This is a genomic window from Actinosynnema sp. NPDC050436, from assembly GCF_040655415.1.
Lineage (GTDB): Bacteria > Actinomycetota > Actinomycetes > Mycobacteriales > Pseudonocardiaceae > Actinosynnema.
Genome location: NZ_JBFAJV010000014.1, coordinates 33,609 through 51,950 on the forward strand (window position 1 = coordinate 33,609; position 18,342 = coordinate 51,950).

The 18,342-nt window shown below is 73.8% G+C and carries 14 protein-coding genes; 10 read left to right on the plus strand and 4 right to left on the minus strand.

Annotation, left to right across the window (positions count from 1 at the left end; translation table 11 throughout):
• Positions 1–44: 44 nt before the first annotated feature.
• A complete protein-coding gene (locus AB0I60_RS28850; RefSeq protein ID WP_360735114.1) occupies positions 45–1,427 on the minus strand; it encodes an aminotransferase class I/II-fold pyridoxal phosphate-dependent enzyme in 1,383 nt (460 codons plus the stop codon).
• A gap of 131 nt (positions 1,428–1,558) precedes the next feature.
• Between AB0I60_RS28850 and AB0I60_RS28855 the strand changes: the two genes are divergently transcribed.
• On the plus strand, positions 1,559–2,743 hold the full coding sequence (locus AB0I60_RS28855) for a serine hydrolase domain-containing protein (RefSeq protein WP_360735116.1): 1,185 nt from the start codon (positions 1,559–1,561) through the stop codon (positions 2,741–2,743).
• 83 nt (positions 2,744–2,826) lie between these two features.
• Here the strand turns inward: AB0I60_RS28855 and AB0I60_RS28860 are convergent, their stop codons facing one another.
• Entirely contained in the window at positions 2,827–3,336 is a 510-nt protein-coding gene (locus tag AB0I60_RS28860) for an Lrp/AsnC family transcriptional regulator (RefSeq protein ID WP_360735118.1), read from the minus strand.
• A 59-nt stretch (positions 3,337–3,395) separates the two neighbouring features.
• On the opposite strand from AB0I60_RS28860, the gene AB0I60_RS28865 reads away from it, so the two are divergent.
• The 5 genes from AB0I60_RS28865 (at position 3,396) to AB0I60_RS28885 (ending at position 9,922) form a co-directional block, all read left to right on the plus strand.
• A complete protein-coding gene (locus AB0I60_RS28865; RefSeq protein ID WP_360735120.1) occupies positions 3,396–3,992 on the plus strand; it encodes a LysE family translocator in 597 nt (198 codons plus the stop codon).
• Positions 3,993–4,052: 60 nt separating this feature from the next.
• On the plus strand, positions 4,053–5,219 hold the full coding sequence (locus tag AB0I60_RS28870) for an MFS transporter (RefSeq protein ID WP_360735122.1): 1,167 nt from the start codon (positions 4,053–4,055) through the stop codon (positions 5,217–5,219).
• A 65-nt stretch (positions 5,220–5,284) separates the two neighbouring features.
• Positions 5,285–6,724 (plus strand): NADP-dependent phosphogluconate dehydrogenase, encoded by a 1,440-nt coding sequence (gene gndA, locus AB0I60_RS28875; RefSeq protein ID WP_360735124.1) that lies wholly within the window; start codon positions 5,285–5,287, stop codon positions 6,722–6,724.
• A gap of 24 nt (positions 6,725–6,748) precedes the next feature.
• Entirely contained in the window at positions 6,749–7,363 is a 615-nt protein-coding gene (locus AB0I60_RS28880; protein WP_360735126.1) for a rhomboid-like protein, read from the plus strand.
• A 354-nt stretch (positions 7,364–7,717) separates the two neighbouring features.
• A complete protein-coding gene (locus tag AB0I60_RS28885; RefSeq protein ID WP_360735128.1) occupies positions 7,718–9,922 on the plus strand; it encodes a bifunctional SulP family inorganic anion transporter/carbonic anhydrase in 2,205 nt (734 codons plus the stop codon).
• A 258-nt stretch (positions 9,923–10,180) separates the two neighbouring features.
• On the opposite strand, the gene AB0I60_RS28890 is transcribed toward AB0I60_RS28885, so the two are convergent.
• A complete protein-coding gene (locus AB0I60_RS28890) occupies positions 10,181–10,498 on the minus strand; it encodes a hypothetical protein (protein ID WP_360735130.1) in 318 nt (105 codons plus the stop codon).
• 172 nt (positions 10,499–10,670) lie between these two features.
• Here AB0I60_RS28890 and AB0I60_RS28895 point away from each other — a divergent pair, with 172 nt between their 5' ends.
• From AB0I60_RS28895 to AB0I60_RS28910, 4 genes are all read left to right on the plus strand, one after another.
• Positions 10,671–11,531 (plus strand): helix-turn-helix transcriptional regulator, encoded by an 861-nt coding sequence (locus AB0I60_RS28895; RefSeq protein WP_360735345.1) that lies wholly within the window; start codon positions 10,671–10,673, stop codon positions 11,529–11,531.
• The gene (locus AB0I60_RS28900; RefSeq protein ID WP_360735132.1) at positions 11,521–11,730 is read left to right on the plus strand and encodes a DUF397 domain-containing protein; all 210 of its coding nucleotides are present in this window, start codon (positions 11,521–11,523) and stop codon (positions 11,728–11,730) included. The genes AB0I60_RS28895 and AB0I60_RS28900 overlap by 11 nt, the downstream gene beginning before the upstream one ends.
• A 418-nt stretch (positions 11,731–12,148) precedes the next feature.
• Positions 12,149–12,802 carry a DedA family protein gene (locus AB0I60_RS28905; protein WP_360735134.1) on the plus strand — a complete coding sequence of 218 codons (654 nt, stop codon included), beginning with the start codon at positions 12,149–12,151 and terminating at the stop codon, positions 12,800–12,802.
• A 457-nt stretch (positions 12,803–13,259) separates the two neighbouring features.
• Positions 13,260–16,112 carry a BTAD domain-containing putative transcriptional regulator gene (locus tag AB0I60_RS28910; protein WP_360735136.1) on the plus strand — a complete coding sequence of 951 codons (2,853 nt, stop codon included), beginning with the start codon at positions 13,260–13,262 and terminating at the stop codon, positions 16,110–16,112.
• Between the two features lie 54 nt (positions 16,113–16,166).
• On the opposite strand, the gene AB0I60_RS28915 is transcribed toward AB0I60_RS28910, so the two are convergent.
• Positions 16,167–17,306 carry a glycosyltransferase 87 family protein gene (locus AB0I60_RS28915; RefSeq protein ID WP_360735138.1) on the minus strand — a complete coding sequence of 380 codons (1,140 nt, stop codon included), beginning with the start codon at positions 17,304–17,306 and terminating at the stop codon, positions 16,167–16,169.
• Between the last annotated feature and the right edge of the window lie 1,036 nt (positions 17,307–18,342).

Here is an 18,342-nt window from a genome sequence, read left to right on the forward strand (position 1 = left end):
GCCGCCGCACGACGAGCAGCGGCCGGGCCGGTGCCGGCGGGGGGCTACGCCGTGCGCAGCGCATCCCACATCGCGCGGACGTGGTGTTCGCGGGTGGCTTCCGCGCCGATCGCCACGCGGACCGCGAACCGGCCGCCGACGACGGTGTGGGTGAGGAACGCGCTGCCCTCCGCGTTGACCGCGTCCATCGCCGCCCGGGTGGCGTCGTCGCCGTCCCGGTGCGCGATCGTCACCAGGGACAGCGACCGGGGCACGACCAGCTCCCACGACTCGTCCGCCGCCACCCACGACTCCAGCAGCGCGGCCAGTTCAACGTGCCCGCGCAGGTGCGCCCGCACGCCTTCCAGCCCGTACCAGCGCAGCGTCGACCACAGCTTCAGCGCCCGGAACCGGCGGCCCAGCGGGACTTGCCAGTCGCGGTAGTCGACCACCGCGCCCGACTCGGTGGCGCTGTTGCGCAGGTACTCCGGCAGGATGGTCAGCGCGTCCACCAGCACGTCCGGGTGCGCGGTCCAGAACAGGGACAGGTCGAACGCGGTCAGCATCCACTTGTGGGCGTTGGCGCAGAACGAGTCCGCGTGCTCCAGGCCGTCGAACAGGTGCCGCTGCTCGGGGCACAGCGCGGCCGGGCCGGCCCACGCCGCGTCCACGTGCAGCCAGATCCCGTGCCGCGCGCACACCTCCGCGATGTCGCGCACCGGGTCGACCGCGCCGGTGCCCGTGGTGCCGATGGTGGCGCACACCAGGACCGGCCGCCGTCCGGCGTCCACATCGGACTGGACCTGTTCGGCCAGTGCGCGGGCGTCCATCGCCAGGGTGTCCGGGGACACGGCGACGGACCGGACCGCGTCCTCGCCCAGGCCGGCCAGGCGGGCGGCGCGCTCGATGGACGAGTGCGTCTGGCTCGACACGTACACCGTTTCGTCACCGTCCACACCGGACTGCCGCCACGTGGCGGAACCCCGGTGCAGCGCGGCGAGCACGGCCACCAGCGCCGCGCTGGACGCGGTGTCCTGGATGACCCCGCCGCCGGTGAAGCGCTCCGGCAGGCCCATCGCGCCGACCAGTTCGTCCATCAGGTGCTGCTCCACCTCGGTGCACGCGGGCGAGGTGGACCAGAGCATCCCCTGCACGCCCAGGCCGGACGACAGGAGGTCGCCCAGCACGGACGGCAGCGACGCGTTGGACGGGAAGTACGCGTAGAAGCCGGGGTGCTGCCAGTGGGTCGTGCCCGGCACCACCACGCGGTCGAGGTCGGCGAGCAGTCCGGCGAAGCCCTCGCCGTGCTCGGGGATCGGGGCGAGCTGTGACCTCACCCAGCCGGGCTCGACCTGGGAGCGCACCGGCAGGTCGCCCACCCGCTCCCGGTAGTCGGCGATCCAGTCGATCACCTCGTGGCCGATCCGGCGGAACTCGTCAGGCTGCATACCCCGCACGCTAACGCGCGTTCCGGCCTGCCGGTCGCGTCGATGACAGCGATGCCGGTCACCAGTGCGTGAAACCCGACGCGGGTTCCGGGCGTCGGACCGGGGAGGTTCGGACGGCCGAGGGGGACAGGGTGGGCGAGGGGAACGCTTCGGGCAAGGGGAAGCGGCGGGCGGCGGCGGTGTTGGCCGGTCTGCTGGTGCTGGTGCTCCCGGCGTGCTCGCGGGGAGGGATCGAGGAGCCGAGCCCGGCCGAGGTCGCACTCGGGCAGCGGCTCAACGACTACCACGAGCAGTTGAAGCGGGACGGGTTCCAGGGAGTCGTGGAGATCCGCCGCGACGGCGAGCGGCTGCTGTCCGAGGCGTACGGGATGGCCGACACCGCCGCGTCGCGCCGCAACGCGGTCGACACGCCGTTCCGGGTCGGCGCGCTGACCGAGCAGGTGACCGCGCTCGCCGTGCTCGCGCTCCAGGCCGACCGCAGGCTCCAGGTGGCCGACCCGGTGTGCCGCTACCTGCCCGGCTGCCCTCCCGCGTGGCAGGCGATCACGGTGAAGGACCTGCTGCTGCACACCTCGGGCCTGCCCGACTACCTCGCGCTGGGCGCCGAGGAGCAGGCCGAGTTGGACGCGCGGCGGCTGTCGCACCTGGCGTTCGTCGGGCACCTGCAGGGCAAGCCGGTCGAACGGCCCCCGGGCAGGTGGCAGCGCAGCGGCACCGACTACGTCGTGCTGGGGGCGCTGATCGAGTACCTGACGTCCAAGCCGTACGGCGAGCACGTGACGGCCACCATCCTGCGCGGGCTGGGCATGAACGACACCGCGGCCGACTGGGAGCGGACCAACCCCGCCACCCGCGCGACGGGGCACGTCGGCGACCGCGCCGCCGACCCCGTGCCGCTGACCCGGTACGCGGACCGCGCGCTGGTCACCACCGCCGCCGACCTCGGCCGCTGGAACGCGTTCCTGCTCACCGGCCTGCCGCCGGGCGCCCCGGTCGAGGCGCGGGTGCGGCTGGTGGACGAGCACAGCGGCCCGGCCACGGGCGAGGGCGACACCCGGCAGGGCCACGGCGCGCTGTTCCGGGGTCTGGCGGGCTGGGCGGAGGTGCACGCGATGGGGGCCGTGGCGGGGTTCGAGGCGTTCAGCGGGGTCCGGACGAAGGCCGGGGTGTCGGTGGTCGTCCTGACGAACGCGACGAGCCCGACCAACGCGACGAGCCCGACAGCTCAGGCGAGCCCGTCGAGCGCTGCGGGCAGCTACGGGACGAAGGCCGCCGAGATGGGGGTGCGCCTGCTCGCCATCGCCTCGCCCTCCTGACCCCGGCCCACCGTGCGCCTCGCCCACCCGGCCCACCGTGCGCCTCGCCCTCCTGACCGCGCGAGCGCCTCGGGCGGGAGGGCTCAGGGCACGCGGCGGCGGCGGTGGGTGGGGCGCTGGTCGTGCGGCGGGGTGAGGGCGCGGGTCTCCACGCGTTCCAGCACCACCGAGCTGGTCAGGTTGCGCACCTCGGTGCGCGACGCGATCTTGTCCACCAGGAACGCCTGGAGGTGCGTGCTGTCCGCGACCGCGATGTGCACCAGGAAGTCCGCTTGGCCGCTGACGTGGAACAGCGAGCGGGTCTCCGGCTGGGCCATCACGTACGCGCGGAACGCGGCCACCACCGGACGGGTGTGCGGCCGGACGTTGACCGACACCACGGCCTCCAGCGGCAGGCCGGTCAGCCTCGGGTCCACCACGGCGTGGAACCCCGTGATCACACCGAGTTCGCGCAGCCGGCGGACCCGTTGCAGGCACGTCGACGGGGCCAGCCCGACCAGGTCGGCGAGGGTCCGGTTGGGCAGCGTGGCGTCGTTCTGCAACTCCTCCAGAATCCGCCAGTCAACCGAATCGAGTTCGGCTACGTCCGTCACAACCGAACACTGTACTGAAGTGGTGGTGGCGATCCGAACCCGGAACCGAGGATCCCGCCGTGCACATCGCCTGGACCTCCTTCCTGCTCGCGCTCGTGGTGATCACGATCGTCCCCGGCCCGGACTTCGTCCTGGTCACCGGGAACGCCGTGCGCGGCGTGCGGCTGGGCGCGCTGACCGCCCTGGGCGTGATGACCGGGCTCGTGGTGCACGGGCTGCTCGCCACGCTCGGCCTGTCCGCGCTCGTGGCCGCCGCCCCGGCGGCGCTGTGGGCGGTGAAGGCGGTCGGCGCGGTCTACCTGCTGTACCTGGGCGTCATGACGCTGCGCTCCCGCCGCACGACCATCGCGGCGGCCCCGCCGTCGCAGAAGTCGGTGTTCCTGCGCGGCCTGCTGTGCGACCTGCTCAACCCCAAGGTGATGCTGACGTTCCTCAGCCTCATCCCGCAGGCGATGGACCCGGGCGCACCGCCGCTGCCGCAGGCGGCCCTGCTGTCGGCCGTGACGGTCGGCGTGTTCGCCGCGTTCTGGACGTGCGTGGTGCCGCTCGCGGGACGGCTCGCCCGCCTGCTGAGCCGGCCGAAGGTGCAACCGGTGTTCGAGCGGCTCTGCGGCACCGCCCTGATCGGCATGGCGGCGTCCGTCCTCGCCGCCTGAGCACGTGACCGTCGCGTTTCCGCCAGACGGGGGTGGCGGCCGGCTGGTGGGCTGACCGCCGTGTCCACTCCAGCACCCGCGACAGCCCGCAGCCGGTCCTGGCCCGCCGTCGGCGCGGTCACCACCGGGATCTTCGCCCTCGTCACCACCGAGTTGTTGCCGGCCGGCCTGCTCGGGCCGATGGCCGCCGAGTTCGGCGTGTCCACCGGCACGGCCGGACTGATGATGACCGCGCCGGGGGTCGTGGCGGCCGTCGCCGCGCCCGTCGTGACCGCCACCGCCGGGCGGCGGGACCGGCGGGCGGTGCTGTGCGGCCTGACCCTCCTGCTCGCCGTGGCGGACTTCCTGGCCGCGCTCGCGCCCGCGTTCTGGGTGGTCGTGGTGTCGCGCGTGCTGGTGGGGCTGGTGATCGGCGCGTTCTGGTCGGTCGCGGCCGGGCTCGCGGGCCGGCTGGTCGCGCCCGAGCGGGTCCGCGCGGCCACCGCCGTCGTGTTCTCGGCGGTGCCGCTGGGCTCGGTGCTGGGCGTGCCGGCCGGGACGTTCCTCGGCGACCTGTGGGGGTGGCGGGCGGCGTTCACCGCGATGGGCGTGCTGGCGCTCGGCGTGCTGGCGGCGCTGCCGGCGTTCCTGCCACCGCTGCCCGCCCAACGCGCGACCCGGCTCGGCGTGCTGCGCGACCTGCTGCGGCGCAGGGGTGTCCGGACCGGACTGCTGGTCACCTTCCTGATCGTGCTCGCGCACTTCGCCACCTACACCTACGTCACACCGTTCCTGCGCGAGGTCACCGGCGCGGGCCCCGCCGCGATCACCGCGTTCCTGCTCGTCTACGGCGGTGCCGGGCTGGTCGGGAACTTCCTGGCGGGTGCGCGGGCGCACCGCGCGAGCACGTTCGCCTCGGCGATCGCGCTCACGGCGTGCGCGACCCTGCTGTTGCCCCTCCTCGGACGGTCGGACGTCGGGGCGGTTGCGCTGCTCGTCGCGTGGGGCCTGGCCTACGGCGCGGTGCCGGTGTGCTCGCAAGCGTGGTTCGCGCGGGCCGCGCCGGACGCGCCCGAGGCGGCCTCCGTGGTGTTCACGTCGTCCTTCCAGGCCACGTTGTCGCTGGGCGCGTTGGCGGGCGGCGTGGTGGTGGACGCCACGTCGCCGTCCACCACCATGCTGCTCGGGGGCCTGGTCGCCGCCGCGACGGCCGCCGTCCTGTGCCGACGCTCGACCGCCACCGGGTGAACGGCCCGACCCACGACCCCCGGAGAGGGCGTGCGCACCCGGTCGGATTTGGGCAGGCTGTGCAGATGACCACCTCCGAGGCACCCGCGCGGATCGCCGTCACCGGGCTCGCCGTCATGGGCAGCAACCTGGCGCGCAACCTCGCCCGGCACGGCTTCCGCGTAGCCGTCCACAACCGCACCTCCGCCCGCACCAAGGCGCTGGTGGACGAGCACGGGCACGAGGGCGACTTCGTGCCCGCTGAAACCCTGGAAGAGCTCGTGGCGAGCCTCCGAGCGCCGCGCCAGATCATCATCATGGTCAAGGCCGGCGCACCCACCGACGCGGTGATCGACGAGTTGGTGCCGCTGCTCGAACCCGGTGACACGGTGATCGACGGCGGCAACGCGCACTTCGCCGACACCCGCCGGCGCGAGGCCGCGCTGCGCGAAGCGGGCCTGCACTTCGTCGGCGCCGGCATCTCCGGCGGCGAGGAGGGCGCGCTCAACGGGCCGTCGATCATGCCCGGCGGGTCCGCCGAGTCCTACGAGCACCTCGGCCCGGTGCTGGAGGCCATCGCGGCCCAGGTCGACGGCGTGCCGTGCTGCGTCCACGTCGGACCGGACGGCGCCGGGCACTTCGTGAAGATGGTGCACAACGGCATCGAGTACGCCGACATGCAGCTCATCGCCGAGGCGTACGACCTGCTGCGCCGGGTCGGCGGCCAGACGCCCGCGCAGGTCGCCGAGGTGTTCCGGGGCTGGAACTCCGGCGACCTGGAGTCCTACCTGGTCGAGATCACCGCCGAGGTGCTCGGCCACGTCGACCCCGACACCGGGGCGGCGCTGGTCGACGTCATCGCGGACGAGGCGGAGCAGAAGGGCACCGGCCGCTGGACCGTGCAGGAGGCGCTGGAGCTGGGCGTCCCGGTGACCGGCATCGCCGAGGCGGTGTTCGCCCGCTCGCTGTCCGGCCGGGTCGACCAGCGCGCCGCCGCGCGGGCCGCGCTCGGGGCCTCCGAGGTGGTGCCCGCGCCGGACGACTCGCTGGTCGAGGACGTGCGCCAGGCGCTGTACGCGTCGAAGGTGGTGGCCTACGCGCAGGGCTTCGACCAGATGCGCGCGGCGAGCGCCGAGTACGGCTGGGACCTCGACCTGGGCGCGATGGCCACGATCTGGCGCGGCGGCTGCATCATCCGGGCCCGGTTCCTCGACCGCATCCGGGAAGCCTACGACCGGGCGCCGGAGCTGGCCTCGCTGCTGGTGGACGACTACTTCCGGGACGCCGTTGCGAACGCCGAGGCGGCCTGGCGGCGGGTCGTGGTCAAGGCCGTCGAGGCCGGTGTGCCCGCGCCGGGCTTCGTGTCCGCGCTGTCCTACTACGACGGGCTGCGCTCGGAGCGGCTGCCCGCGTCGCTGATCCAGGGTTTGCGCGACTTCTTCGGCGCGCACACCTACCGGCGCACCGATCGGGTGGGGACTTTTCACACTCGCTGGTCAGGTGACCGGTCCCAGGTGGACGCCTGACCGCTCCGGCACGACCATGGCCGCGTGCGTGACCGGTTCCGGCGCTACCCCGTCACGGCGGGCTACCTGCTCGCCGTGACGGGGCTCGCCCTGCTCATGAGGTTCGTCTTCGCCGACGGGATGACGGCCCAGGTCCGGGAGTCGTTGAGCACGAACCCGGCGAACCTGGCCGACCACCCGGTGAACGCCCTGCTGGGCAGCGCGTTCGTGCTGGACCCCGGCGACGGCGTGGTGTTCACGCTCGTCGCGCTGGTCGCCTCGGCGCTGTGCCTGGGCCGCTTCGAGCGCGAGGTCGGCCCGTGGCGCGCGGCGGGCGTGGCGACCCTCGGCCACGTCGGCGCGACCCTGGTGACCGCCGCCGTGATCGCCTCCGGCGCGTACGCCGCCGACCTGACCCGCGCCACCGACCTCGGCGTCACCTACGTCGCCTTCACCGCCGCCGGCGCGGTCACCGCGTTCGCCCCGGTGGTCCTGCGCGGGCCGTGGCTGGCCCTGCTGGTCGCGTGCCCGCTGCTGTCCGCCGAGTGGCTCGACGGGGTGCCCGAGCACGGCGCGATCGGCCACGTAGCCGCCGCGTTCATAGGATCGGGTTGCGGCGCGTTCGCCGTTCACCGGGTGTACGCCTCGGCCGGCCGCTGACCTCGTCACCTGGGGTGACGTTCGGGCGAAAGATCAACACGTCCGGGTGGAACCGCTGTCAGGCGTGCCACCTTCCCCCCATCATGGTGGGGACGCGAGCTGTGCGACGCGGGCTGTGCCGACACGTCCCCTGTGCCGACACGGAGGTGCCACCGTGGCGACCCCTTACCACCGCGCCGAGGCCGAGCCGGGACTCGATGCCTCCAGGCCGCGCCGCCTGCTGCCCTTAGGGCGCTAGCCCGACCCCACCCGCTCCACCCCACAACCCGCACCCCGCGCCGGCCGGCGCTGGGGCGGTGCCCCCATGGCACGAGAAGACACCGTGGCCGGGCCACGGCAGTGAAGGGAATGGCGATGAACCGCCCGCGCTCCAACAAGTCCCACGCCGGCGAGCACACCACGGCCGGCCCCCCGGGCGGCCTGGCGTCCGTGCTGCGCTTCGACCTGCCCGCGTCGGTCGTGGTGTTCCTGATCGCCGTCCCGCTGTCGCTCGGCTTCGCCGCCGCGAGCGGTGCCCCGCTGATGGCCGGGCTGATCTCGGCGGCCGTCGGCGGGATCGTGGTCGGCCTGCTCGGCGGGGCGCCGCTGCTGGTCAGCGGACCCGCCGCCGGCATGGTGCTGATCCTCGGCGGGATAATCGCCCAGTACGGCTGGGCGGCCACCGCGATGATCACCGTCGGGGCCGGCCTGGTGCAGGTGCTGGCCGGGCTGGCGAAGGTCGGCCGGATCGCGCTGTCGCTCTCGCCCGCCGTGGTGCACGGCCTGCTGGCGGGCATCGGCGTGACCATCGTCGTCGGCCAGTCGGTGGTGGTGCTGGGCGGCCTGCCCGGTGCCGCCGTGCTCACCAACCTGGGCAGGCTGTCGGGTCCCGTCGACCTCGCCGCGCTGCTGGTCGGCGCGGTCGCCGTGGCGGTGATGCTGCTGTGGCCGCGCGTGCCGCGCTCGTCCCGCGTCCCCGCGCCGCTGGCGGCGGTGCTGGTGGCGACGGTCGCGGGCAGCGGGCTGGACGTCGCCCGGGTGGACCTGCCCTCCGGGTCGCTGGACTCGATCGTGCTGCCGAGGATGCCCGAGGGGACGGTCCTGGGCATCGCGTTCGCGGTGTTCACCGTGGCCCTGGTGACCGCCGTCGAGTCGCTGCTGTCGGCGGTGGCGGTGGACAAGCTGCACGACGGGCCGCGCGCCGACCTGGACCGCGAGCTGGTTGCCCAGGGCGTCGCCAACGCGGTCGCCGGCGCGCTCGGCGGCCTGCCGGTCAACGGCGGCATCGCGCGCGGGTCGACCAACGTCGCCGCCGGGGCGCGCAGCCGCGCGTCGACCGTGCTGCACGGCGTGTGGATCGCGGTGTTCGCGCTGGCCCTGGGCTCGCTGCTGGAGCAGATCCCGCTCGCCGCGCTGGCCGGGGTGCTGCTGGTGGTCGGCGCGCGGCTGGTCAGCCCGCACCGGATGAGGACCCTCTGGCGGCACGGCGAGTTCACCGCCTACGCGGTCACCGCGCTGGGCGTGGTGGCGCTGGGCCTGGTCGAGGGCGTGCTGCTCGGCGTCGCGGCGGCGGCCCTGCGGTCGCTGTGCCGGCTGACGCACAGCACCGTGCGGGTCGTCGAGGAGCCGGACGGCTGGCGGGTGGTGATCCGGGGCTCGCTGGTGTTCCTCGGCGTCGGCAGGCTGGTGCGCGACCTGCGCGCGATCCCGCTGGGCCGGCGGGTGGTGCTGGAGCTGCACATCGACTTCCTGGACCACGGCGCGTTCGAGGCGATCGACGACTGGCGGACCGGGTACGTCCGGCTGGGCGGGCAGGTCGAGGTGGACGAGGTGCACGACACCTGGTTCTCCAAGGCCACCCGGGGCATCCCGGCGCTGCGCAAGACCCCGCTGTCGCCGCTGCCGCGCTGGTTCGCGCCCTGGTCGCACTGGCAGCGCCGGCGGGCCGTCGCGCTGCCCCGGCCGCGCGAGGACGCGGACCCGATGCTCCGGGGGATGCACGAGTTCGAGCGCTCGGCCGCGCCGCTGGTCCGGCCGTTCCTGGCGGAGCTGGCCGTGCGCGGGCAGAGCCCCCGGCAGCTCTTCATCACCTGCGCGGACTCGCGGGTGGTGCCGAACCTGATCACCACCAGCGGACCGGGCGACCTGTTCTGCGTGCGCAACATCGGCAACCTGGTGCCGGTGCACGGCGACGACTCGGTGGGCGCGGCGGTCGAGTACGCCGTGGAGGTGCTCGCCGTGGACACCATCGCGGTGTGCGGGCACTCGGACTGCGGCGCGATGAAGGCGCTGGTCGACGGCTCGGCGCGGCCGGGTTCGCAGCTCTGGTCGTGGCTGCGGGCGGCAGAGTCGAGCCTGATCCGGTTCCACGCGCCGGGCGCGGCGGAGCTGCCGGTGGTGGAGCGGCTGGCGGTGGCGAACGTCGCCCAGCAGCTCGACAACCTGCGCGCGCACCCGAGCGTCCGGGAGGCGGTGGCGGCCGGCTCGCTGCGGCTGGTCGGGATGTACTTCGACATCTCCGAGGCCCGCGTCTACCTGGTCGACCCGGAGCGCGACGGGCTGGAGCCGGTGCGCGCCTGAACCCGGGGTGCGGGCCGCGCGGTGGGCTTGGCGGCACGGTTGTCCGGTGGCGGGCACTGCGGCAGGTCCGGGTCGGTGTCCCGGCGGTGACACCGGGAGCGGGTCCTGCCGGGGGTCCGAGGCGGAACCGGCCCCGGTCGGGGGTGCGAGGTCGGTTCCGCCCCGGTGCGGCCGGGCGGCGCGGATGGGGGCTCGATCATCGGGGGGAGTCGCGCCGCCCGGCGCGGAGCGGGAACCGTCCCGCTCGTCGGTGGGGTGCTACACCGCGCTGCGCAGGTGCCGGCGCCGGCCGGGCGATTCCGCCGCCACGGTCAGCGCGAGCTGCGCGCCCAGGTACGCCCGGCACGGCGAGGGCAGCCGGCGGGTCCAGCGGCTGCTGCGGCAGGTCGGGCACCGGCCGTGCTCGTCGGGGGCGTGCTCGCCCAGCAGCGCCCGCAGCGCCGCGACCACGCGCGGCAGCTCGGAGCGGGCGAGTTCCACCGCGGTCTCCTCGTCGCCGGTGGACGCCAGGCGCACCAGCGTCGCCAGGTGTTCGTGCAGCGACTTGTCGAGCTGGCTGAAGACCGTGACGGACATCTTCAGCGCTCCTTCCCGAAACCTCGGCGGCATCTCGCGGTTGTGCCCCAGCAGCGTGCGACCGTCCACTGGCCGACTGCAAGTTGCAGTACACGAATGGATGACGGCTCTTTGCCTGTCCGGCGAACGCCCACAGACTCTGTTAGAAGACCCCGAGGAGGTGTGTCGATCGATGACCCGTGGCACCGGTCCGACGCTGCGCAAGCGCCGGCTCGTCGGCGAGCTGCGCCGGTTGCGCGAAGCCGCAGAACTGACCATCGAGGAGGTCGGCGAGCGGCTGGAGTGCTCCGCGTCCAAGATCAGCCGGATCGAGACGGGTCGGGTCGGCGTCACCCCGCGCGACGTCCGGGACATGCTCGCCGCCTACGGGGCGGACGCGGCGACCCTGGACGAACTGGTCCAGCTCGCCCGCGAGGCCCGGCGCAAGGCGTGGTGGGACGAGTTCGGCGACCTGGTGCCCAGCCGGTACGTCGGGTTCGAGGCCGACGCCGAGTCGGTGCGCACCTACCAGGGCCTGATGGTCCCCGGCCTGCTCCAGGTCGAGGGCTACACCAGGGCGCTGATCGCCGGCGTCCTGCCCGGCGCTCCGCCCGACGAGGTCGACCGGCGGGTGCGGCTGCGCACCGCGCGGCAGGCGCTGCTGGTCGAGGACGACCCGCTCGACCTGCACGTGGTGATCGACGAGGCCGCGCTGCGCAGGCGGGTGGGTGGTACCGCCGTGATGAGTGGCCAATTGCGGCGACTGAATGAAGTCGGAAAGCAGAAGAATGTCACTCTTCAGGTGACACCATTCGCCCATGGCGGTCATCCGGCGATGGACGGTCCGTTCGTTATCCTGAGCTTCGCCCAAAAGACCGATGCGGACGTGGTATACCTCGAAAGCGGGCGCGGTGACGTCTACTTGGAACAGCCGTCCGATGTTGCGAGGTATTCCGACATGTTCGCGCGACTGGCCGAGGCGTCCTTGGACCCGACCGCTTCGGCGGCGTTGATCGAAGGGGTGTCGCGCGAGCTTCTCGCCGATGGGGAGTGAGCAGCCCATGCCGCAGGAGTGGCGCAAGAGCAGGCGCTCGTCCGCCTCCGGACCGGACTGCGTGGAGATCGCGCTGATCCGTTCGGGTGCGGCCGTGCGCGATTCGAAGAACAGGTCCGGCGCGGCGCTGGGCTTCGGCACCACGCCGTGGTCCCGATTCCTCGGATTCGCCAAGGCGGGCGCCTACGACGGGTGCTGAGCCGGTCACCGCCCGCACCCCCGCCGGGGTCCGGGCCGCACGGGGGCGGGTCCGCCGGACCCGCCCCCGACATTCGCCCCGGTCTCCAGGGGTGCCCGTTCGCCGTTGCGCCGGGAGTCCGGTCGCGGGCAGCGCCCCGGTCCATCAGGGGTGCCCGTTCGCCGCTGCGTCCGGTGGCCGGTGGTGGGCAGCGCCCCGGTCCCGGCAGCCGCCCGCCGCACCGGGGTTCGCCCTGACTTCCGCCGGACCCCGGTACGACCAAGGTCTGACGCCCGTGCGACCCCGGTCCGATGCGCTCGTGCCGCCCGTCCGGTGGAATCGTCGGCGCGAGGTGGTCACCGCCGCCGACCCGGCAACGGGGACGTGGCACCATCCCGCACGGATCACGGCGACACGGATCTTCACCTGGGGGATGGACATGGCGTTCCTGACCGACGCGCTGGAGGGCCTGGCCGGTCTGCCGCAACCGGCGGTGCTGGCGGTGACCGGCGGGCTGACGCTGGCGGAGTGCACGATCGGCGTGGGCTTCATCGCGCCCGGTGAGAGCGCCCTGCTGCTGGCCGCCACGACGGTGACCAGCGTGCCCCGGTTCCTGGTCATGTGGCTGATCGTCTCGGTGTGCGCGGTCGCGGGGGACAGCATCGGCTACTTCCTGGGCCGCCGGTACGGCGACCGGATGCGGGAGAGCAAGGTCGTGCGCAAGCTCGGGCAGCAGCACTGGGACAGCGCGGGCGACCTGCTGCGGCGGCGCGGCGCGTGGGCGGTGTTCGTGGCCCGGTTCATGCCCGTGGTGCGGACCCTGGTGCCCGCGTCGGCCGGCGCGTCGAAGCTGGAGTACCGGCGGTTCCTGCCCGCGTCGATCGCGGGCGCGGTGTGCTGGTCGGCGCTGCACATCGGGATCGGCTCGGCCGCCGGGGCGTCGGCGAAGATGATCGAGTCGACCTTCAACGGCGCGATGTGGGTCCTGATGGGCATCGCGGTGGTCGTCGGCGTGGTGGTCTTCCTGCGCCGCCGCAAGAAGAACGCGGCCGTCGCCGCCGTCGCGGAGAAGCCGGTCGAAGAGGTGGTGTGACCGCGTAGCCGTCGGGCGCGACCGTCGGTCGCCGGGGGTGCGGGCTGCCGCACCCCCCGGCGCGCTGACAGGTGCGCACGGTCGAAGGGGCCGTGTTCGGGGGTTCGGGTCCCGAACGCGGCCCCTTCGACCGGGGGGAGGGCAGAGGAGAAGGGCCATCCCCTACCGGATGACCCTTCCCCGTGGAGACGGGGACGAGGGCGGGCCGGCGTTCCGCCGCCGCGGGCTGGATGCCCCTTGCACGCCGGCCTGCCCTCGTCGATCAGGGAGCAGCGGGTGTTCCGCTGTCTGGTCCAACCTCCCCCACCGGGGTTCGCCCTGTGTGGTTGGCCGGACACGCTTAGCGTAAGAATGCGGCTACAGCGCGACTGGAGCCGGACTGAAGTGATCTAGCCGGCACCGGTGCCGCGTCGGGTAGTTTCGGGTGGCCAAAGCCCCTTCGGCGGAGGAACGGTCGGTGGAGTACGACGGCGGGGAGCCCTTGCGGTTCGAGGTGCTCGGCCTTCTGCGGGTGCGGCGCGGCGACCGGGAGGTCGATCTCGGTGCCGCCAAACAGCGCGCGGTCCTCGCGGTGCTCCTGCTCGCCCGCAACACCCCGGTCAGCCGGGACCACATCATCGAGGCGGTGTGGGGTGACGCGACGCCCACCAGCGCCGTCAACCTGGTGCAGACCTACGTGGCGGGCCTGCGCCGCGCCCTGGAACCCAGCCGGGCCCGCCGCGCGCCCGCCGAGCTGCTCACCTCCGTGGGCGACGGCTACCTGCTGCGGCTGGACCCGGCCGCCGTCGACCTCGACGCGTTCGAGCGGGGTGTCGTCGCCGCCGCCCGGCTGCGGGCCGCCGGTGACCTGGAGGCCGCCGCCGGCGCGCTGGACGAGGTGCTGGCGCTGTGGCGCGGGGAACCCCTGGGCGGCGTGGCCGGGCTGTTCGCCGAGGTCGAGCGCGGCCGGCTGGCCGAACGGCGGCTGGCCGTGCTGGAGGAGCGCGCCGAGTTGCTGCTGCTGATCGGCCGGGGCGCGGAGCTGGTGCAGGAGCTGACCGCGCTGGCCGCCGAGCACCCCCTGCGGGAGCGCGGGCACGGCCTGCTGATGCGGGCGCTGTGCCAGGCGGGCCGGCAGGCCGAGGCGCTGGGCGCCTACCGGGAGGCCCGGCGGGTGCTGATCGAGGAGCTGGGCGTCGAGCCCGGCCCCGAGCTGCGCCGGCTCCAGCAGGCCGTGCTCGCCGGCGAGGACCCGGAGCCCGAGCGGCCCACCCGCCCGATGGCGATCCCGGGGCCGGCCGCCGAACCGGCCCTGCCGACCACGCCCGCCCAGCTGCCCCGCGCACCGGTCGCGCTGATCGGCCGGGACGCCGACGTGGCCCGGTTGGACGGCCTGCACGGCGCGTCCCCGTCCGGCGGGCTGGTCCTGGTGGTCACCGGTCCGGCGGGCGTCGGCAAGACCGCGCTGGCCCTGCACTGGGCGCACCGGGTGCGCGAGGAGTTCGCGGACGGCCAGCTCTACGTCGACCTGCACGGCTACGACCCCAACCAGGAGCCGCTGGGCGCGGGCGAGGTGCTCAACCGGTTCCTGCGCACGCTGGGCGTCCCGTCCGGGGACATCCCGGAGACCGTGGAGGAGCGCTCCGCGCTGTTCCGGACGCTGGTCGCGGACCGGCGCATGGTCGTGATGCTGGACAACGCGCGCGGCTCCACCGAGCTGATGCCGCTGCTGCCCGGCTCGCCGTCGTGCGTGGTCGTCACGTCCCGGCGGCGGCTGGTCGGGCTGGTCGCGCACGCCGAGGCGCGGATGGTCGAGCTGGACATGCTGGGCACGGACGCGGCCGTCGAGGTGCTCGGCCGGGTCGCCGGGCGGGACGGCAGCGAGGTCGGCGCGATGCGGCGGCTGGCCGTGCTGTGCGACGGCCTGCCGCTGGCGCTGCGGATCGCCGCCGCGCGGCTGGCGGTGTCGCCGTCGCTGCGGGTGGCCGAGCTGGTGGCGGAGCTGGACGACGAGCACGGCCGGCTGGCCGCGCTGGGCCTGGAGGACGAGGACTCGACCGTGCGGGCGGCGCTGGACGCCTCGCGGCGCGCGCTCTCGCCGCTGCCGGCCCGGCTGCTCGCGCTGCTCGGGCTGCACCCCGGCGCGGACGTCACGGCGTACGTGGTCGCGGCGATGGCCAAGGTCCGGGTGTCCGAGGCGCAACGCGCGCTCGACGCGCTGACGGCGGCGAACCTGCTGTCGGTCGGCGAGCCCGGCCGGTACGGGGCGCACGACCTGGTGCGCGTCTACACCCGGACGCTGGCGGGCGAGCTGGGGCCCGAGGAGCGGCACGAGGCGACCAGCCGGATGCTGGACTTCTACCTGCACTGCGCGGACCTGGCCGACGGCCTGCTGCCGGTCGGCCGGGGCAGCGTCCGGGTAGCGCCGGAGCTGGTGCCGGAGGAGGTGCCGAGGCTGACCGGCGCCGGCGACGCGACCGCGTGGCTGGACGCCGAGCAGGGCAACCTGATCGCGGCGGCGGAGCTGGCCGGCGAGGGCACCGAACGGCTGTGGCTGGTGCACGCGTGGCAGCTGCCCTACACGCTGTCGCGGTTCTTCTGGCTGCGCACCGACCGGGCCACCTGGCTGCGGTCCACCGAGCTGGCCATGCGCGCCGCGACGTCGCTGGGCGACCCCGAGGCGCGGTTCGTGACGCTGTTCAACCTCGGCGTGGCGCTGGCCCAGTTCGACCGGTGGGACGAGGCGCTGGTCCGGATGCGCGAGGCGCTGGAGGTCGCGCGGGCGGGCGGGGACGTCAACGCGCAGGCGCGCGCGTTGACGACGGTCGCGGACATGCTCCAGACGCTGGGCCGGATGGAGGAGGCGGAGAAGTTCTACCGGGAGGCGCTGGAGGTCAGCCGCGCCGCCGGGTCGCGCTGGGCGGAGGCGGCGGCGCACCACAACCTCGGGCCGCTGTACCTGGCGATGCGCCGCTACGAGGACGCGAAGACGTGGCTGCGCGCGGCCGTGCGGATCTACCAGGAGGTGGGGGAGCAGTGCGGGGAGTCGACCTGCCACACCGACCTGGCCGCCGTGCTGCTGGAGTCCGGCGAGCTGACCGAGGCGGTGGCCTCGGCGCGCACCGCCCTGTCGGTGGCCTCGGCGGCGATGAGCCCGTACCACCAGGCCCTGGCGCACGACCGCCTGGCGTCGGTGTTCGACCGGCAGTCGATGGCCGGTGCGATCGCGCACTGGCAGCGGGCGCTGGCCCTGCTCACCGAGCTGAACGCGCCGGAGGCCGACGCCGTCCGGGCCCGCCTGGCCCGCGCCCGCGCGGCGTCGGTCGGCTGAGCCGGGCCACCCCGCGCCCAGGGGGTGGACCGGCAGTCAGGTCGTCAACCGCGATCACGCCGTGCGGTCGGCGTCGACCGCAGCCGTGGTGGGGTGGCGCACGAGTTCGGGTCGTGCGCCGGCGCGTCGTCGGAGATGCACCACCAGCACGGCCGCGCCGGCCCACACGTAGGCGTTGCCGATCACGTGCTGCCACCACGCCCAGGGGTGCGCGGGGTCCGGCTCGTTGGGCAGGAACCACATCGGCGCGACCAGGAACAGCGCCACCAGCACCCCGCTCCGCCGGCCGACCCGGCTGAGGAGGAGCAGTCCGGGGACCACCCACACCCAGTGGTGTGCCCAGGACACCGGCGAGATGAGCAGGCCGCCGACCGCGACCGCGATCAGCGCGGTCAACCGGTCGTCCCCCGCTCGCCGCACCACCCACCACACCAGCACGACGACCCCCAGGCCGAGCAGCGCCCAGGTCGCGGTCTCCACGGCCTGGGGGAACCACAACCGGTGCAGGAAGCCGCGCAGCGACTGGTTGCCCACGTAGGCGAGCCCACCGACGCGGCCCGGGTCGAGCAACGACTCGAACCAGTACCGCTTGCTGTCGGTGGGGGCGAGGGCGAAGCCGGCGAGGCCGAGTGCCGCGAACGTGGCGAGCGCCGTGACGACCGGTTTGAACTGCTTGCGCGGTAGGAAGAACAGCACGAACACCAACGGCGTCAGCTTGACGGCCGCGGCGATCCCGATCAGCAGTCCACGTGGCCACCGCGTCTTCGGCACCAGGCAGTCGAGCGCGACCAGGCCCATCAGCAGCAGGTTGACCTGACCGAGGTCCAGCGTGCTTCGGACCGGTTCGAGGAGGAGCCCGCCGCAGGCCAGCGCCATGCCGACCGTCGTCGCCCGCTCGCGGTTCGGGTGCACGTGGCGCGCGCAGACCACGCAGGCCACGGTGAACAGGGCCAGGGACGAGAGCGTCCACACCAACACCACGGCCGGCCACGGTGGCACAGTCAGCAGGCTGAACAACGCCGCGGTCAGCGGCGGGTAGGTGAACGGCAACGCCGGGCCGTCGAGCGGTTTCGCAAAATCATCGATGTAGAGGCGGAAGTCGCCTAACCAGGCTTGGCCGCCCACTCGGTAGACCTGCAAGTCCGCCAGCGAGGACCCGGACCGGGCCAGCACGACGAGTGTGGCCGCCGCCATCGCTAAAAGCCACCACCAGGGCGGGGTGGGCGATTGGTGCTTATCTTCATGCCCGAGCACTGCGATCAACTCCCCCATAGTAATTGCGGGACCATGGTAGTCAGTGGCCGTCCGACTACCGACACCTGCCTGGCGCGTTCGACCCGGAAAGGGGCGGTAAGGAATGCGTTGGCCGCACTGCGCAACGGTGTGCGGGGTCGACCGCTCCAGAAAGTCTCCAGTTGATACGCCGATTTTGTCGGCGTCTACGCTGGGGAGCCGTGCCACGGTCGTTTCGCGTGCTCTGCGGGTAGTAGGCAGCGGAGTGCTCCTCCCGGGAACCACAGGAGTACGCGGGCCGCGTCGCAGAGCCGGTACCGCCGCGAAGATCATGCCCGGCGAGGCCGCGATCATCGCTGTGGTCGTGCGCAGTGCGCCCACGTGCTTGCTCTTTGGCCTCGACGATCTGTGTGTCGATCGGCAGTGATGTAAAAGTGCGGCGGTCGATGCCTGGGCAGTCGAGAATGTTCACGCCGATCAACGCGAAACGACCCCGTATCGGTCTGCGCTCGGGCGGGCCGGTTGACGCTGCTCACTTTGTCCCCCCAAGCAGCCGGTTCGATTCCTCCTCCGGCAGGTACGAGTGAATCGGCTTCCACGGGTCGGGTCGCCGGTGTAGCACTATTCGGTCAGATGGGTCGGCAGAAACACGCTCGGCCGATTCGGGTAATGAACGAGCATCCAAAGTTGCCCCGCGAATAGAGGTGGAAATGGGCCGTCCGCCGGTACCCGCGCGCGGAGGTCGATGCCGGGTCCGATCCGGCGGGGACGCGGCGGCGTGAGCGGGTTCGGGATCCGAAGGAGGGCCGTGGGGTCGGGTGCCGGCGGTCGGCAACGCCCCGGTGCGGTGGCCGGACCGCCGATCGGTGTGGGCCGTTGGGCGTGCGCTGCGCCGTTCAGGTGCGGGCGATTCGTGTGGTGCGCAGGGGTTTCCGGCGTGGCAAGCGCTTCCCCACGGCGTTGTCGGGCGACCTGATCGGTTGAGTGGTCCAGACCT

Excerpts from the sequence above, each read along its gene's own strand:
- AB0I60_RS28850 (WP_360735114.1), bottom strand. The coding sequence starts at position 1,427 with ATGCAGCCTGACGAGTTCCGCCGGATCGGCCACGAGGTGATCGACTGG.
- gndA (WP_360735124.1), top strand. The coding sequence starts at position 5,285 with ATGACCACCTCCGAGGCACCCGCGCGGATCGCCGTCACCGGGCTCGCC.
- AB0I60_RS28885 (WP_360735128.1), top strand. The coding sequence starts at position 7,718 with ATGAACCGCCCGCGCTCCAACAAGTCCCACGCCGGCGAGCACACCACG.
- AB0I60_RS28890 (WP_360735130.1), bottom strand. The coding sequence starts at position 10,498 with ATGTCCGTCACGGTCTTCAGCCAGCTCGACAAGTCGCTGCACGAACAC.
- AB0I60_RS28895 (WP_360735345.1), top strand. The coding sequence starts at position 10,671 with ATGACCCGTGGCACCGGTCCGACGCTGCGCAAGCGCCGGCTCGTCGGC.
- AB0I60_RS28900 (WP_360735132.1), top strand. The coding sequence starts at position 11,521 with ATGGGGAGTGAGCAGCCCATGCCGCAGGAGTGGCGCAAGAGCAGGCGC.
- AB0I60_RS28905 (WP_360735134.1), top strand. The coding sequence starts at position 12,149 with ATGGCGTTCCTGACCGACGCGCTGGAGGGCCTGGCCGGTCTGCCGCAA.
- AB0I60_RS28915 (WP_360735138.1), bottom strand. The coding sequence starts at position 17,306 with ATGGCGGCGGCCACACTCGTCGTGCTGGCCCGGTCCGGGTCCTCGCTG.